Origin of the sequence: Anaerococcus octavius, assembly GCF_900445265.1 — a bacterium.
GTDB classification, from domain to species: Bacteria; Bacillota; Clostridia; order Tissierellales; family Peptoniphilaceae; genus Anaerococcus; species Anaerococcus octavius.
Window position 1 is genome coordinate 33,344 of sequence record NZ_UFTA01000002.1, and the last position, 14,344, is coordinate 47,687.

Consider the following 14,344-nt stretch of genomic DNA (forward strand, 5'->3'; position numbering starts at 1 on the left):
ACCCAGAAAAATATAAATAGTAAAGGGAATATAATGAAAACTAGATTAATGAATATGATAAAAATAAAAAATCCATCTACAAATAAAGTTGTAATTTTGGATAAGGTAAAAAAAGAAGGATGGGAAGGATTAACTTTTCCAGGTGGCAAGGTAGAAATAAATGAGAGTTTAGAAGCTGCTGCTATTCGTGAAGCTAAAGAAGAAACAGGACTTGATATAAAAAATTTGAAATTTATAGGATTTATTACTTGGCTTGGTAAAGAATATAAAGACTTGGGATTGCTTTATGAAACAAGTGATTACACTGGAAAATTAATCCCGGAAAATCGTGAAGGACATCTAGCTTGGATAGACTATGAAGAATTTAAAAAAATGGATGGTATGAGCTTATCCATGGATAAAATTTTAAAAATATATGAAGGAGAATATCGAGAAATATTTTGGAATATAAATACTGAAGAAATATCATATATTAAATAAAGTGATTTTAAAGCAGATTTTTATCTGCTTTTTTATTTTATAAATTAATATATATAGAATATAAGCTAAATTGCAATAATATGCTTGAGATGATATAATCCTAAAAACAGTGTGTGGCGAATGCCATAACACTAGTTCATGTTTATTTTTCTATTTAACAATATACATAAAATTATGGAGATAAGATGGCACTTATAGAAGTACGTAATTTAAAAAAATATTATAAGGTGGGAGATAATATTATAAAGGCTCTGGATGGGATAAATCTTGACATAGAAAAAGGAGAATTTATAGCTTTACTTGGTACAAGTGGGTCTGGTAAATCTACTCTTTTAAATATGCTTGCAGGTTTAGAATATCCAACAAAAGGTAGTATAAAATATGGTAATATTATCTTAAATGAGCTAAAAGAAACTGATATTACAAAATTTCGTAATTTAAATATTGGTTTTGTTTTTCAATCATACAATCTCTTGCCATATCTTACAGCTTGGGAGAATGTATCCCTTCCTTTAACTTTTAAGGGAATTAGTGTAGAAGAAAGAAAAGCAGAGGCTTATAAGATCTTAAAACAAGTTGGTCTTGGAAATAGGATGAATAATAGGCCCAATGAATTATCTGGTGGCCAACAGCAAAGAGTATCTATAGCTCGTGCTTTTGTAGGTACACCAAAAATAATTTTTGCCGACGAACCAACAGGAAATCTCGACACTAAAACTAGTTTTGAGGTTATGCAATTAATAAAAGATATTACAAGAGAAAATATGCAAACTTTTATCATGGTAACTCACGATGATGAAATGACAGAATTTGCTGATAGAACGCTTTTTATGAGAGATGGAAAAATAGAGAATATACACAAAAATTTAACTATTGATGAGGTTTTAGAAGATGACATACTACCAACAAACAAATAATGGTGATCAAAACACAAGCTTAGATACTAGTAACGATGTAAATGATGCACCTGTTCAAATGAAAAATCAACCTAAGTTAATAATTTCAAATTATGATATTAATCCAAAAACCGTAGAGGCTGGTGAAGACTTTAGCCTAGCTTTTACTCTATATAATACTAATAACAAAAATACTATTTATAACTTAAAGGTAAGTATTGACCAACAACTGCAATCTCAACCACAAGCAAGTGGTGAAAATGAAGCACTTATAAGTGACGGTTCAGTTTTTTCTCCTGTAAATACATCAAATAGTTTTTATGTTTCTGCTCTTTATCCTTGGAATACAACAACTAAGTACTTAAATATGAAAGTAAATCCAAATGCAGTTGCAGGAAACTATGTAATTGGGCTTACTTTAGAATACGAGGATTATCTAGGCAACCAATATCAAACTAAAGAATCTATTGGTATACCAGTAGTCCAAAGAGCAAATGTAACAATTGGAGAAGTGAAGCACGAAGAACTAAGTGTAGGAAATCAGACCCAAGTAAGTGTAAATATTTATAATACTGGTAAAGATAATTTAAATACCTTTATGTGTGATGTAATAGGTAAGGGCTTTAGCATTGACAATGATAGAAAGTTCATAGGTAATTTTAATTCAGGAACTACAGAAACTTTTACCTTTAATATAACTCCAGAACGAGAGGGTGAAGTCGAAGGCAAGATCATGCTAAGCTATGAAGACTCAGCTGGAAATATTATGCACACAACAACAAAAGATTTTTCTGCAGATGCTAGCAATATGGGAGCAGAAGATGTTGATGGGCAAATGACGAAAGATCCAGAAACTGGAGAAATGATACCTGTTGATAATGGTATGGATCAAAATTCAGGATCTAGCCTTTTAAAATCGCCATTTTTATGGATGGGATTAATTATTATTCTAATTCTTATTGGACTTTTACTTAGAAAACGCAAAAAAAATAAGAAAAATGAGGAGCTAATAATCGACGATGAGGATATCTGATAGATTTATAATGGCATTAAGAAATCTATGGCGTAGAAAATCTAGAACAATCCTTACTATTTTATCAGTTATAATTGGGTCAACATCTATTATTTTAATGCTAGCCTTTGCCCAAGGCATTTCTAATTCTCAAAAAGAAATGATAGAGTCTTTTCAAGGACTTACTTCTATAAATATTATGGATGAAAATGGAGAGGGTATAGATGTAAATGATTCAGTTATAAATAAGCTAAAAAATATTGATAATGTAAGAGCAGTTGTTCCTAGTAAAAATATTTATGCAGATTTTAAAATAGTAGATAATGATGAATACGAAATAGATGGATCTATAAATGTCATTCCAGATAATATGTTTTCCTTACTTACAGATGATATGTTAGATATGGGAAGTATTCCCAATCCATCTGATACTGACAGCATACTTCTAGGTCCGAATACAGCAGCTAATAAAACTACTGATACAGGTGATGGTGGATATTACATGGAACCTGATGAAAACTTTGACTTTGCAAGCCATGAATATTTTATACGTCTAGGATATAAAGACGAAAGTGAAGATGATGGTGTAAATTTTGGCAAGGAAGAAAATCCTTTAGACAGTGAAGGCAAGGAAACAAATAAGCCTCAAACAGTTGACATACCTATAAAAGTAGCTGGAAAATTAAATAATACATCATTTTTAAACGGCTGGGGTTCTTATATATCTGAGTCTACTTATAAAAAATTAAAAGAAGAAGACGACAAATTAGCTTTCCCTACTTTAAACCAAGATTTTGATGAACAAGGCAATCCTATAAAGTCAAATGATAAAGAGATAAAATATGATAATCTCCAAGTAGTAGTAGATAAAGCAGAAAATGTAAAAGATGTTGAACAGGCAATTAGAAAACTTGGATATCAAACAAATTCTATGGCAGAAGCTAGCAAAGAAATAGAAAGCCAAACTAGAACCATTATGCTGATTTTAGGAGGAATAGGATCCATAGCTTTTATAGTATCTGCAATTGGAATTATAAATACAATGCTAATGAGTATTTATGAACGCCAAAAGGAAATCGGAGTTATGAAAGTAATAGGAGCATCTGTATCAGATATACAGACAATGTTTTTGATAGAATCTGGTTTTATAGGATTTTTTGGAGGAGTTCTTGGACTTTTAATATCACTATTGGCAGGAAAATTAATAAATAATGTATTTACAGGTTTAAATGAGGGTATGGTTGGGGTAGATAAGATAATAATTATACCAACTTGGCTAGCCCTAGTAGGAGTTGGATTTTCTGCTTTGGTTGGAGTTCTAGCAGGATATTTACCAGCTAGACGTGCTACAAAATTATCTGCAATTGATGCTCTTAGAGCAAACTAAGGAGGATATTATGAAAAAAATTATACCAGTAATGCTTATTTCATTTGCTTTAGTAGGGTGTACGAATCAAGGTACCCCAAAAAATGAAGCAAATAATAATCAAGCCCAAGAAAGTGAACAAACTGACGATAAACAAGTTATTGAAGTAAAAAAAGCAGAAGATAACCTAGAAAATAAAGAAGAAGCTAGCAAAGCTGAACAAAATAAAGAAAATGAAGAAGATTCATCATATAAAGAAGATAACAATGATGACGAACATCTAGAAAAAGACCAAGAAGATGATAATGAGGAAAATGAAGAATCTGATAATAAAGAAATTAGTAAGGATGATTTGTTTTTCACACCAAATGGACCATTTACAAGCGTAAATGAAAATGGCGAATTAGTCGATGAAAATGGAAATGTCTTAACAGGTACAGATTCAAATCATTATGATTATGTAAAATATACCAATAATGTTTTTGTAAAAATGAAAAATGATCTATATGATACAGTTTCAATTGTAAGAATGAATGATAAAAATATTGAAACTCTATTTGAATTTCCAGAAGCTGATGAGTTTAGACCCCTTGGTATGATTGGAGATAAGATTTATGGTTTCCACGAAGAAAAATCAAAAGCTGAAGTTAATGGCACACCATCTTTAAATACTGACAAATCAGCAATTGGATATGTTGATCTAGCTAGTGGAGAAATTCACGATTTTGATGCAACAGCTGAAGAATTAACTGGAGGAGCTGTGGTAATTGATGGTGAATTACAATTTACCAAACCAGGAGACAATAGCGAACAAAATGCCTATAACTTTGATTTATATAAATTGGATTTATCAAAAGGAACTGACCAACAAGCAGAATTACTAGAAAAAGACTTTGACCTACAATACTTATTTGGACAAAAAAGATTTGAAAATGGTAATCCAGTTTGGAAGGTATATAGGGCAGATAATGACCATATCTATGCCAATGACCAAGAATTCCCATTCCTATGGGCAGAGCAAGGCTTCCAAGAAATCATAGGAAACAATATATTCTACTTTGATAGTGAAGAAGTTAATGATAGATTGTCTAGACCAATAAAAATAATAAATATGTCTACGGGTGAGACAGTCTTAGATACTCAAATTAGGGGAATGAAAATTTCTGATGGTAAACTTTATTACCTAACTACAGATAATGAATTAGAGTCAATAGACGTAGAACTTTAATTATAATAAAAATTAGGACCACAATTGTGGTTCTTTTTTTATTTTTCATAGTATAATGAAATTATGAAAAAGTTTAAGATTTTATTGGGATTTTTATTTGTTTTCCTTGTAGCTTGTCAAAATCATACTCCAAGTGCAACCCTTACAGGAGATCCTATAGATACAAATAAGGAGCAAATATACTATGACCCAATCGATAAAAAATTAGTAAAATTTAATCCGAATGGCAACCAAAGTCAAGTAATTAATGCTAATGAAAGTGATTTTGCCTATGATATAAATAATGCCGATAATCTTTTTATTATAGGAGATAGTTTAAATCATAAGTACAAATTAGTAGAAATCAAGGGAGATCAAATAGAAACTCTCCACGAATTTAAGCAAGGAGAAGAAATTTTTCCTATAGGTTATAATGCAGGAAATATTTATTTTATCCATAGTTTTTATAATGAAAATGGAGAGGATAAAAATAAACGTACCATTAGTTTAATTGATCTAGAGGAATTTAACATTACAGATATTGAAAGCGTAAATGGACTTTTGACAGATGGCATTGTCAGTCCAAATAATATTTATTACACAGTTTTTAATAATGAAAATAATTATTATGAACTTCATAGAAAATCTATCGAAGAGGGCAAGAAAGGTGAAGCACCAGAATTAATTAGTGTAGGTTATGAAGCACCAGAGCTTTTTTTATCAAAAGACTTAGAAAATGAAAAAGAAATTATGAATCTGTATGCTTCTGATAATAACAAGATTTATTCAAAAGAAGACTCTTGGGATAAGCATCAGGCAAATTATTTTAAACCAACAACTGTAATTGGTATAGATAAAAATCCTGATGGGACTATGAAAATTACCTTTATAGAAAAAAGAAGCAGAGAAAAAGTAAATGAAGTTGATGATGTGGTGGGTATACACTTTGAAAATGACTCAATAGTAGTTGCCACAAAATCTGGAGCAAGTAAATATTAAAAAAATCCACAAATTAAATTTTGTGGCCTATAAGCATTACATAGGGTGGATTATTTATTTTATTTGTAAAAGCAAGTGATAAGACCGTATATTTTTTATAATTTAAATTCCTTAAAAATTCATTGATTTTTTCGGATTCGATTTGACCTGCAGGATGACCTGGATAGATTGTAATAATGATTTTGCCCCTAGGACTTAAAAGTTCTAGGGATTTTTTTATTGAAATAATACTAGATTGCCAATTAGTAGTAATATTTTTATCTCCCTTGGGCAAATATCCTAGATTAAATATAAATAAATCAACTTTTTCATTAATATACTTATCAATATTTGCATGACTGTCTAAGATAAAGTTAAACTTTGAATTATCTCCTATCAAATCTAGTGTATTTTTCCTAGCTAATTCTTGGATATCAAAAGCAAAAACCTTATTAGCTTTTGTATTTTCCAAAATAAATTTAGAATCATTGCCATTTCCTGCCGTCATATCAACTGCTATATTTATATTTTCGTCTCTTAAGATTAATTCTTTTACTATATGTGTTGCGTGATCTATCATTCTAAGTTCCCGTAAAATTCATCTCTACCATCAATTTTATTAAAAAATTTGGAATCTGCAATATTTTTATTTACTGGAAGTCCCATTCTGTGCATTTCATTTAGCTTAAAAATCATCAGATTTACATTTACATCATATAAGCTTGCTAATTGCTGGTAGGTGTAACCTTCTTTAATATCATCCATTAATTTATTTTCATCTAAAAGCAAATGGGCAGCAAAAATATTTGCCTCAATTTCCATTTCAGTATTTATATCAAAAAGTTCATATTCAGCAACACCATCTTTTGCTTCTTTTTTGTGGTAAATATCATGACCAAGCTCATGGGCTAGGACCATATTTATTATTCTTTCATCTACAAAAGGATTATAAAATACAAAGCGATTTCTCATAATTATCTTATACATACCTAATATAGTTGTAGGGGATGTGAAAGGAATTATAAAAACACCACGACCTTCTAATATTTCCTTAGGATCACGAGTTTTGTATTTTTCTATCAAATTTTGACTATCTGCATAGATTTTATCATAAGAAGATAACATTATTTTCTCTTACCTGCTCCATACTTTTTATTTTCATTTTTTGCTATATAGTAAGCTTCGCTAATAGCATCAAGGATTGCTTTTTTATCCTTTTCTGGTAAGTCTCCACCAGCCATAAGACCTATAACACCTTGGACTAACTCTTCAGCATCGCGACCAGCAGCATTTCCATATCTTTCCCTAGCTGATAAAACAAAGTCTTCTTCATCAGTTACTAAATAATCGTGGCTAGTATCGAGTGCTTCTGCTAGGGCATCGTAAGTTTTTCTATATCTAGGTTTAGATTGACCAGCTTCGTAGCGGGATATAGTTTTTAGTGAAACATCACACATGTTTGCAAGTTCTTCTTGGGTTAGATTTTTTGCCTCTCTTAGGTCTCTTAATTTGTTAGCAAATGCCATTATATCTCCTTGTAGTCACCAAGTGACTGTTAATTTTATAATTTTCTTGACATAAGACTATTAATGTCTTATAATATTACAAAAGTCATTTAATGTCTTAATTATACATTAATAGTCATCTAAAATCAATAGGAGTTTTTATGAAAAGAGTAATACTACATTCTGATATGAACGCCTGCTATGCGTCTATAGAAACAAAATTAAATCCACATCTTAAGGGAGTCCCTATTGCAGTTGTAGGCAATCCTCAAAACCGCCACGGAATTATCCTTGCCAAAAGTGAAGAGGCAAAAAGAATGGGAGTTAAAACGGGAGAAGCAATTTGGCAAGCTCAAGCAAAGTGTCCAGGTATAAGACTAGTACCGCCACATTATGAAGAGTATTAAAACATTCAAAAATGGCTCGTAATTTGTATTATGAATATACTAACCAAGTAGAACCTTTTGGTCTTGATGAATGCTACCTAGATGTCACAGGTTCTACCCATCTTTTTGGTGGTGGAGAAAATATTGCAAAAGAAATTAGAAAACGTATGAAAGAAGAAATTGGCATTTCTGTAAGCATTGGGGTTAGCTTTTGTAAAATTTTTGCAAAACTTGGCAGGAACATGAAAAAACCAGATGCGATTACGATTATAAACGAGGAAAATTTTAAGGATAAAGTTTGGCCACTAGAAGTTTGTGAAATGGTAGGCATAGGAAAAGCTACAAAAAGAAAATTAAATAAAATAGGCGTTTTTAGCCTAGGAGACTTAGCCTGTGCACCAGTAGGAACATTAAAAAATCTTTTAGGAGTAAATGGAGTTTATCTTTGGCAATATGCAAATGCTTTGGATATACGTCAAGTAGTAGATAGAGATCATAAACAGACAATTGAATCCATAGGAAATAGTTGTACTTGTAAACGTGATTTATATACAAATGAAGAAGTTTTTAATATTATGCAAGAACTTTCATTTTCTGTTTCAAAAAGACTAAGAGAAGCAAAATTAGAAGCAGGTGGAGTAGAAATTTTTGTTAGAAATAATGAATTGCAGAGCTTTAATTTTGCAAGTCACTTACAAATGCCAACACAAAGTTCAATTATTGTGGTAAAAAAAGCTATAGAAGTTTTTAAAGAAAAATATAATTGGTCATTCCCAGTTCGTGCAGTTGGTATTAGGGCAATAAATTTAAGAAATGAAGGACTAGGTAAGCAAATTGATGTATTTTTAAATCACGAAAAATTTCAAAAAAACGAAGATGTAGATACAGCTATTTATAATATTAGAAAAAAATATGGTGAAAAGTCTATAACATTTGCTGCCCTTAAGCAAGATATAGGATTACCAAGTGATATTACAGAAATAGTAACTCTACCAGCCAGGCAATATAATATGTAAAATGGGTAGAAATATAAAAATAAATAAAAAGAGGTGATAATATGCCCTTTGATAGAAGAAATTACCCAAACTCTATGAAAAATCTGGACAAAGAAGTCCGTGATAAGGCAATTGATATAATAAATGCCATGCTTAAAGAAGGATATGATGAGGATAATGCTATACCTATTGCTATTTCTCAAGCTAAAGATTGGGCAAATAATGCAAGTAAAGCAGAGCTTAAAGAAATTCGCAAAAAAGATTTAAAAGATCATGAAAAAAGTAAAAATAAACCAGGAGCAAGGCTTCAAGAGGCAAACGTAGGAGTTTCCTATAATTATGATAAGGAAAAATGGCAGGTAAAGTCCCAAAAAGCAACTCAGGCAGAAGGATACTATGATAGTAAAAAAGATGCCAAGAAAAGAGCTGAAGAAATTGCTGAAAACAGGGGAAGCAAAGTAATTACAAAAACCAAGGAGGAATCAAAATGAGTGAACTAAGTAGAGAAGTTTTAAAATACTTTGAAAGCCAAGGCTATGATATAAATGAAATAGCAGCAGAGATCGATAATCTAAAAGTAGAAGTAATAAGAGATTTTCTAAAAAAATCAGATGATGACAAAATTTATGTAATAAAAAGAAGCGGAAATCTAGAAGAATACATCCCGGAAAAAATAGCAAGGTCAATTAAAAATGCTGCAGATAGAAATGATAAGCAGCTTAACAGCTCTGATGTAAAAATTTTAATAAAAGATGTTGAAAAAAGTATGAAAGAGATGAACAGAAAAGTATTTAGAACAGACGAGATAAAAGAATACGTAAAAAATGCCCTAGTAAGTGAAGGATATAGTCAAATATACGATTCATACGTATCATATGTACAAGCACAAAACTAAACTCAATCTATGGATTGAGTTTTTTTAAGGAGAAAAAATGGATATAAAAATAATATCGGTAGGAAAGATCAAAGAAAAATTCTATAAAGCAGCTATAGATGAGTACTTAAAAAGGATGCAAGGGTATAATAAAATAGAAATAATAGAAGTAGCTGACGAACAAGCCCCTGAAAATCTATCGGAAAAAGAAATAGAACAAGTAAAAGCAAAAGAAGGAGAAAGGATACTAGGAAAAATAGAAGATAGCGACTATGTAGTAAGTCTAGAAATAGAAGGAAAGCAAATGGATAGCATAAAATTTGCAGACTTTATAGAAAATGAAATGCAAGAAGGGTTTGGCAGAAACTTAGTATTTGTAATAGGTGGGTCAAATGGACTTTCAAAAGAAGTAAGTCAAAGATCAAACTATAAATTATCATTTTCAAAAATGACCTTCCCCCACCAATTGATGAGGGTAGTACTAGTTGAGCAGATTTATAGAGGATTTAGGATAATAAATGGACATCCGTATCATAAGTAGTCCCACCATTATGGGTGGCCGATTTATAATCGGCCATCTGCGAGATGAACGCAGAAGCTTTGCTTCAAGTGAGTCCGCAGAACTAAGCGAGAAAACTCGAGAAGAGTTTTCGAGAGGAATTACCATCATGGGTGTAAAATCTGAAAGATTTTTCATCTCTGAGGCGAAGCGAAGCTGAGCCCAGAGAACTAAGCGAAGAAAGATTTTAATCTTTCTGAGAGGACAGAATCATGGGTGGCCGATTGAAGTTGTGTCCGAACTCCTGGACTCTGTCATCTGCGAAATGAACGCAGAAGCTTTGCTTCAAGTGAGTCCACAGAACTAAGCGAGGGCTAAAGCCGAGCGCACTACCTTTTCTGTGGGTGAAAAATGTGAAAGATATTTCATCTCTGAGAGGATATAAAAGAAGAGTAAATAAAAAGCTACACATTTATTTAGAAAATACATTTAAAATATTATAATGTCCTAATATATTAGAGAAAAAAATTATAAGTTAAGGAGGTGATTTTAATGAGTCCTTTGGTTGTATATTATTCATACTCAGGAACAACAAGAAGATTAGCAGAAGATATTGCGTTGATTACTGATGGAAATTTAAGAGAACTGAAACCACAAAAGCCTTATTCATTCTCATATAATACAGCTGTAAAAGAAGTGAGAGAAGAAATCGAAAGAGGATATTGCCCTCCTCTTATACGAGGGGCGGAGGCGATTGAAAATGAAGAGGTAGTTTTTGTTGGTTCTCCTAACTGGCTTAAGACTTTTGCCCCACCAGTGCTGTCTTTTTTAAGAACAGTTGACTTAAGCGGAAAGAAAATCATTCCCTTTTGCACACACGGCGGAGGAGGATTTGGAAGAATGATTGAAGATTACAAAAAGGAATGTACAAATTCAATTATTAAAGATGGAATAGCGTTAAAAGGAGATTACAGCTTCGATGAACTAAAAATATGGCTAGATAATAATTTATAAATACCAGTTTATCAAACTGAAACAAGCAAATAAATACTATTTTCGAGAAAAAATGAAAATCACCATATTAAAAAAACTAGGACTTGCTATTCCTAGTTTTTTTTGCCTTTTCTACTCAAAAATCCTTAAATACTCCCCATATCCTTCTTTTTCCAAATCTTCTTTAGGAATAAATCTTAAGGCAGCACCGTTTATGCAATATCTTAGCCCGCCTAATTCTTGTGGACCATCTGGGAAAACATGGCCTAAGTGGCTATCTGCGCACTTACTTCTTACTTCAGTTCTTACCATGCCATGGGACAAATCTTCTTTTTCTTTTATTTCTATTCCATCTACTGGTTTTGAAAAACTTGGCCAACCACATCCAGCATTAAATTTATCCTTGCTTGAAAAAAGTACTTCACCGGATACTTTGTCTACATATATTCCTTCTTCATAAAAATCATCATATTCTGAAGAAAATGGTCTTTCTGTAGCTGCATTTTGAGTTACTTGGTATTCTAAATCACTCAATGTTTCTCTTAATTGTTCATCGCTTGGTTTTTTATACATATTATTCTCCTTTATCATATTTTACCTCAATTTATAGATTTGATTTTTTAACTAAAGGTAGTACATTATAAATGTAATTAGCAATCAGCGCTATCGAGTGCTAAAAATATTAGACTAAGGAGTAAAAAATGCAATTAAAACCTATCGGAGATAGAGTAGTTATAAAAAAAGCTGAAGCAGAAAAAACAACACAATCAGGAATAGTTCTTCCAGAGTCTGCACAAGAAAAACCAGTATATGCAGAAGTTGTAGCTATCAGTGATGACATTTTAAATGATGAAAAGAAAAAAAGTTCTCTTTCTGTAGGAGATAAGGTGATTTATTCTCAATATGCAGGAACAGAAGTGAAATTAGAAGATACAGACTATATAGTTGTAAAATACGTTGATATTTTAGCAGTAGTTAAATAACTTAAGACATTTAAAGAAAGGATATAATTATGGCAAAAGAAATAAATTATGGAAAAGATGCTCGCGATGGATTAGAACGTGGTATTGATAAATTAGCAGATGCTGTAAAAGTTACTCTTGGACCAAAAGGACGCAATGTTGTTTTGGATAAATCTTATGGTGCACCAACAATTACAAATGATGGTGTAACAATTGCCCAAGAAATAGAACTTGAAGATAGATTTGAAAATATGGGAGCTCAACTTGTAAAAGAAGTCGCTACAAAGACAAATGATGTAGCAGGTGATGGTACAACAACAGCTACAGTGCTTGCTCAATCTATCATTAAAGAAGGGCTTAAAAACCTTGCAGCTGGTGCAAATCCAATTGTTTTAAATAAAGGATTAAAAAAGGCAACAGACGTTACAGTGGATTATATCAAAGAAAATAGCCGTGACATCGTAGATAAACAAGCTATCGAAAACGTAGGAACAATATCATCTGCTGATCCAGAAATTGGTAAATTTATTGCTGATGCTATGGAAAAAGTAGGCAATGATGGAGTAATTACAGTTGAAGAATCAAGAACAACCGATACTTATCTAGACGTAGTAGAAGGTATGCAATTTGATAAGGGATATCTATCACCATACATGGCAACAGATAATGAAAAAATGGTTGCAGAACTTGATGATCCATATATCCTATTAACAGATAAGAAAATCTCAAACATCCAAGACCTACTACCATTACTAGAACAAATAGTTCAAGAATCTCGTCCATTATTAATCATTGCAGATGATGTAGATGGAGAAGCACTTACAACACTTATTCTAAATAAATTAAGAGGAACATTTAATGTTGTAGCAGTAAAAGCTCCAGGATATGGAGATAGACGTAAAGCAATGCTAGAAGATATTGCAATCCTAACTGGTTCCACAGTGATCTCAGAAGATTTAAACATGGATCTAAAAGATACAGAAATTTCTATGCTAGGTTCTGCTAAAAAAGTAAAAGTTGATAAAGACAATACAACAATTGTAGAAGGAAAAGGTGACAAAAAAACCCTAGAAGAAAGAGTAAATCTAATCCGTCAACAAATCGAAGCAGAAGAAAGCTCATACGAAATAGAAAAGCTACAAGAAAGAGTGGCAAAACTTGCAGGTGGAGTTGCAGTAATTAACGTAGGTGCAGCAACAGAAACAGAAATGCAAGAGAAAAAATATCGTATAGAAGACGCCCTATCAGCTACAAGAGCAGCAGTAGAAGAAGGTATTGTAGCAGGTGGAGGAGTAGTTCTAATTGGGGCAATTGAAAAAGTTTCACAACTTAAAGAAAGCCTAGAAGGTGATGAAAAAACAGGTGCAGCAATTATAGAAAAAGCCCTAGAAGCACCACTAAGACAAATAGTAGAAAATGCTGGAATGGACGGATCAGTAATAGTTCAAAATGTAAAAGAATCCGGCAAAGATGAAGGTTATGATGCTTATAACGACGAATACGTAAATATGTTCGAAAAAGGCATAGTAGAACCAACAAAAGTAACAAGAAGTGCCTTACAAAACGCAGTAAGCGTATCAGGAATGATCCTTACAACAGAAGCAGCAGTAGCAGATATACCAAAAGAAGAACCAGAAATGCCAGCAGGCATGCCTGGAATGTATTAAAGCACTCCTGCTCGGTGATCTGAGAAGCTCTCCACGGAATGGTCTTGCGAAGCAATAGACAAGCCTGTCCGGCTAGCGGAGGACCCTCCACGGAGTGGTCTTGCGAAGCAAGAAACAATTCTGTCCTGCTAGAGAGTATTCGCTATGGAAAGTTTATAAGAAGTGAAAATACTTCCTAAAGCTTTAATAAGGTTTGTAACTTATCTTAATAAGCAAAGCTTATGTTAATTATGACAAACACTATTTATTTGTCATCAAAAATGTTGCACTAAGTTCGATGAACCATTAGATCCAGAAAAATTTAAATATATCAAAAAAACTTAATAATAAATCAAAAAAACGCTCTTTTTAAAAGAGTGTTTTTTTATTTGTCTAATAATATATAAGTTAATATTTCCTAAATTTAACTATTTTATAAAGCACTAATATTTTATATTTGTTTCGAATATGCTATAATGAAAATGGTATATAGAGTGGAAATTTTTATAAAAGTATCTTAAAATCATACTTTGCCGCTCTACCTT

The 14,344-nt window shown here is 31.9% G+C and carries 18 protein-coding genes; 14 read left to right on the forward strand and 4 right to left on the reverse strand.

The genetic code is table 11. The features are described from left to right. Positions 1-33 precede the first annotated feature (33 nt). The 6 genes from DY249_RS00285 (at position 34) to DY249_RS00310 (ending at position 5,960) form a co-directional block, all read left to right on the forward strand. The gene (locus tag DY249_RS00285; protein WP_115594771.1) at positions 34-480 is read left to right on the forward strand and encodes an 8-oxo-dGTP diphosphatase; all 447 of its coding nucleotides are present in this window, start codon (positions 34-36) and stop codon (positions 478-480) included. 185 nt (positions 481-665) lie between these two features. After that, entirely contained in the window at positions 666-1,397 is a 732-nt protein-coding gene (locus DY249_RS00290; protein ID WP_101540357.1) for an ABC transporter ATP-binding protein, read from the forward strand. Then, positions 1,372-2,409, forward strand: a complete 1,038-nt coding sequence (locus DY249_RS00295) for a COG1361 S-layer family protein (protein WP_115594772.1) — start codon at positions 1,372-1,374, stop codon at positions 2,407-2,409. The genes DY249_RS00290 and DY249_RS00295 overlap by 26 nt, the downstream gene beginning before the upstream one ends. Next, positions 2,396-3,775 (forward strand): ABC transporter permease, encoded by a 1,380-nt coding sequence (locus DY249_RS00300; RefSeq protein ID WP_115594773.1) that lies wholly within the window; start codon positions 2,396-2,398, stop codon positions 3,773-3,775. The genes DY249_RS00295 and DY249_RS00300 overlap by 14 nt, the downstream gene beginning before the upstream one ends. Before the next feature lie 10 nt (positions 3,776-3,785). Next, positions 3,786-4,982, forward strand: coding sequence for a hypothetical protein (locus DY249_RS00305; protein WP_115594774.1), 1,197 nt, complete (start codon positions 3,786-3,788; stop codon positions 4,980-4,982). A 63-nt stretch (positions 4,983-5,045) separates the two neighbouring features. Then, positions 5,046-5,960, forward strand: a complete 915-nt coding sequence (locus tag DY249_RS00310; RefSeq protein WP_115594775.1) for a hypothetical protein — start codon at positions 5,046-5,048, stop codon at positions 5,958-5,960. Between the two features lie 13 nt (positions 5,961-5,973). Here DY249_RS00310 and mnmM read toward each other — a convergent pair whose 3' ends face one another. Genes mnmM through DY249_RS00325 form a run of 3 tightly spaced genes read right to left on the reverse strand, consistent with a single transcriptional unit; the run spans position 5,974 to position 7,465 of the window. After that, entirely contained in the window at positions 5,974-6,519 is a 546-nt protein-coding gene (mnmM, locus tag DY249_RS00315) for a tRNA 5-(aminomethyl)-2-thiouridylate-methyltransferase MnmM (RefSeq protein WP_115594776.1), read from the reverse strand. Next, on the reverse strand, positions 6,516-7,064 hold the full coding sequence (locus tag DY249_RS00320; protein WP_115594777.1) for an ImmA/IrrE family metallo-endopeptidase: 549 nt from the start codon (positions 7,062-7,064) through the stop codon (positions 6,516-6,518). Before DY249_RS00320 ends, mnmM begins: the two co-directional genes overlap by 4 nt. Then, positions 7,064-7,465, reverse strand: a complete 402-nt coding sequence (locus tag DY249_RS00325; protein ID WP_115594778.1) for a helix-turn-helix domain-containing protein — start codon at positions 7,463-7,465, stop codon at positions 7,064-7,066. The genes DY249_RS00320 and DY249_RS00325 overlap by 1 nt, the downstream gene beginning before the upstream one ends. A gap of 140 nt (positions 7,466-7,605) precedes the next feature. Between DY249_RS00325 and DY249_RS09390 the strand changes: the two genes are divergently transcribed. From DY249_RS09390 to DY249_RS00350, 6 genes are all read left to right on the forward strand, one after another. Next, positions 7,606-7,851 (forward strand): Y-family DNA polymerase, encoded by a 246-nt coding sequence (locus DY249_RS09390; protein ID WP_281269038.1) that lies wholly within the window; start codon positions 7,606-7,608, stop codon positions 7,849-7,851. Between the two features lie 11 nt (positions 7,852-7,862). Next, positions 7,863-8,846, forward strand: a complete 984-nt coding sequence (locus DY249_RS09285) for a DNA polymerase Y family protein (protein WP_281269039.1) — start codon at positions 7,863-7,865, stop codon at positions 8,844-8,846. 41 nt (positions 8,847-8,887) lie between these two features. Next, on the forward strand, positions 8,888-9,316 hold the full coding sequence (locus DY249_RS00335) for a DUF2188 domain-containing protein (RefSeq protein ID WP_101540348.1): 429 nt from the start codon (positions 8,888-8,890) through the stop codon (positions 9,314-9,316). Further along, complete coding sequence (locus DY249_RS00340) at positions 9,313-9,720, forward strand: ATP cone domain-containing protein (RefSeq protein ID WP_101540347.1); 408 nt, start codon at positions 9,313-9,315, stop codon at positions 9,718-9,720. Before DY249_RS00335 ends, DY249_RS00340 begins: the two co-directional genes overlap by 4 nt. Positions 9,721-9,757: 37 nt before the next feature. Next, positions 9,758-10,240 (forward strand): 23S rRNA (pseudouridine(1915)-N(3))-methyltransferase RlmH, encoded by a 483-nt coding sequence (rlmH, locus tag DY249_RS00345; RefSeq protein ID WP_101540346.1) that lies wholly within the window; start codon positions 9,758-9,760, stop codon positions 10,238-10,240. A 510-nt stretch (positions 10,241-10,750) separates the two neighbouring features. Then, a complete protein-coding gene (locus DY249_RS00350; protein ID WP_115594779.1) occupies positions 10,751-11,212 on the forward strand; it encodes a flavodoxin in 462 nt (153 codons plus the stop codon). 111 nt (positions 11,213-11,323) lie between these two features. Here the strand turns inward: DY249_RS00350 and msrB are convergent, their stop codons facing one another. After that, positions 11,324-11,764, reverse strand: a complete 441-nt coding sequence (msrB, locus tag DY249_RS00355; protein WP_245943471.1) for a peptide-methionine (R)-S-oxide reductase MsrB — start codon at positions 11,762-11,764, stop codon at positions 11,324-11,326. A gap of 128 nt (positions 11,765-11,892) precedes the next feature. Here msrB and DY249_RS00360 point away from each other — a divergent pair, with 128 nt between their 5' ends. Together DY249_RS00360 and groL are read left to right on the forward strand one after the other, a co-directional pair. Continuing rightward, the gene (locus DY249_RS00360) at positions 11,893-12,174 is read left to right on the forward strand and encodes a co-chaperone GroES (protein WP_115594781.1); all 282 of its coding nucleotides are present in this window, start codon (positions 11,893-11,895) and stop codon (positions 12,172-12,174) included. A gap of 29 nt (positions 12,175-12,203) precedes the next feature. Next, positions 12,204-13,820 (forward strand): chaperonin GroEL, encoded by a 1,617-nt coding sequence (groL, locus tag DY249_RS00365; RefSeq protein ID WP_115594782.1) that lies wholly within the window; start codon positions 12,204-12,206, stop codon positions 13,818-13,820. The last annotated feature ends 524 nt before the right edge of the window (positions 13,821-14,344 follow it).

Coding starts and splice junctions, on each gene's coding strand:
- groL (WP_115594782.1), top strand. CDS start 12,204: ATGGCAAAAGAAATAAATTATGGAAAAGATGCTCGCGATGGATTAGAA.
- rlmH (WP_101540346.1), top strand. CDS start 9,758: ATGGATATAAAAATAATATCGGTAGGAAAGATCAAAGAAAAATTCTAT.
- DY249_RS00285 (WP_115594771.1), top strand. CDS start 34: ATGAAAACTAGATTAATGAATATGATAAAAATAAAAAATCCATCTACA.
- DY249_RS00360 (WP_115594781.1), top strand. CDS start 11,893: ATGCAATTAAAACCTATCGGAGATAGAGTAGTTATAAAAAAAGCTGAA.
- DY249_RS00350 (WP_115594779.1), top strand. CDS start 10,751: ATGAGTCCTTTGGTTGTATATTATTCATACTCAGGAACAACAAGAAGA.
- DY249_RS00325 (WP_115594778.1), bottom strand. CDS start 7,465: ATGGCATTTGCTAACAAATTAAGAGACCTAAGAGAGGCAAAAAATCTA.
- DY249_RS00340 (WP_101540347.1), top strand. CDS start 9,313: ATGAGTGAACTAAGTAGAGAAGTTTTAAAATACTTTGAAAGCCAAGGC.
- DY249_RS00290 (WP_101540357.1), top strand. CDS start 666: ATGGCACTTATAGAAGTACGTAATTTAAAAAAATATTATAAGGTGGGA.
- DY249_RS00305 (WP_115594774.1), top strand. CDS start 3,786: ATGAAAAAAATTATACCAGTAATGCTTATTTCATTTGCTTTAGTAGGG.
- msrB (WP_245943471.1), bottom strand. CDS start 11,764: ATGTATAAAAAACCAAGCGATGAACAATTAAGAGAAACATTGAGTGAT.
- DY249_RS09390 (WP_281269038.1), top strand. CDS start 7,606: ATGAAAAGAGTAATACTACATTCTGATATGAACGCCTGCTATGCGTCT.
- DY249_RS00335 (WP_101540348.1), top strand. CDS start 8,888: ATGCCCTTTGATAGAAGAAATTACCCAAACTCTATGAAAAATCTGGAC.
- DY249_RS00310 (WP_115594775.1), top strand. CDS start 5,046: ATGAAAAAGTTTAAGATTTTATTGGGATTTTTATTTGTTTTCCTTGTA.
- DY249_RS00320 (WP_115594777.1), bottom strand. CDS start 7,064: ATGTTATCTTCTTATGATAAAATCTATGCAGATAGTCAAAATTTGATA.
- DY249_RS00295 (WP_115594772.1), top strand. CDS start 1,372: ATGACATACTACCAACAAACAAATAATGGTGATCAAAACACAAGCTTA.
- DY249_RS00300 (WP_115594773.1), top strand. CDS start 2,396: ATGAGGATATCTGATAGATTTATAATGGCATTAAGAAATCTATGGCGT.
- mnmM (WP_115594776.1), bottom strand. CDS start 6,519: ATGATAGATCACGCAACACATATAGTAAAAGAATTAATCTTAAGAGAC.
- DY249_RS09285 (WP_281269039.1), top strand. CDS start 7,863: ATGGCTCGTAATTTGTATTATGAATATACTAACCAAGTAGAACCTTTT.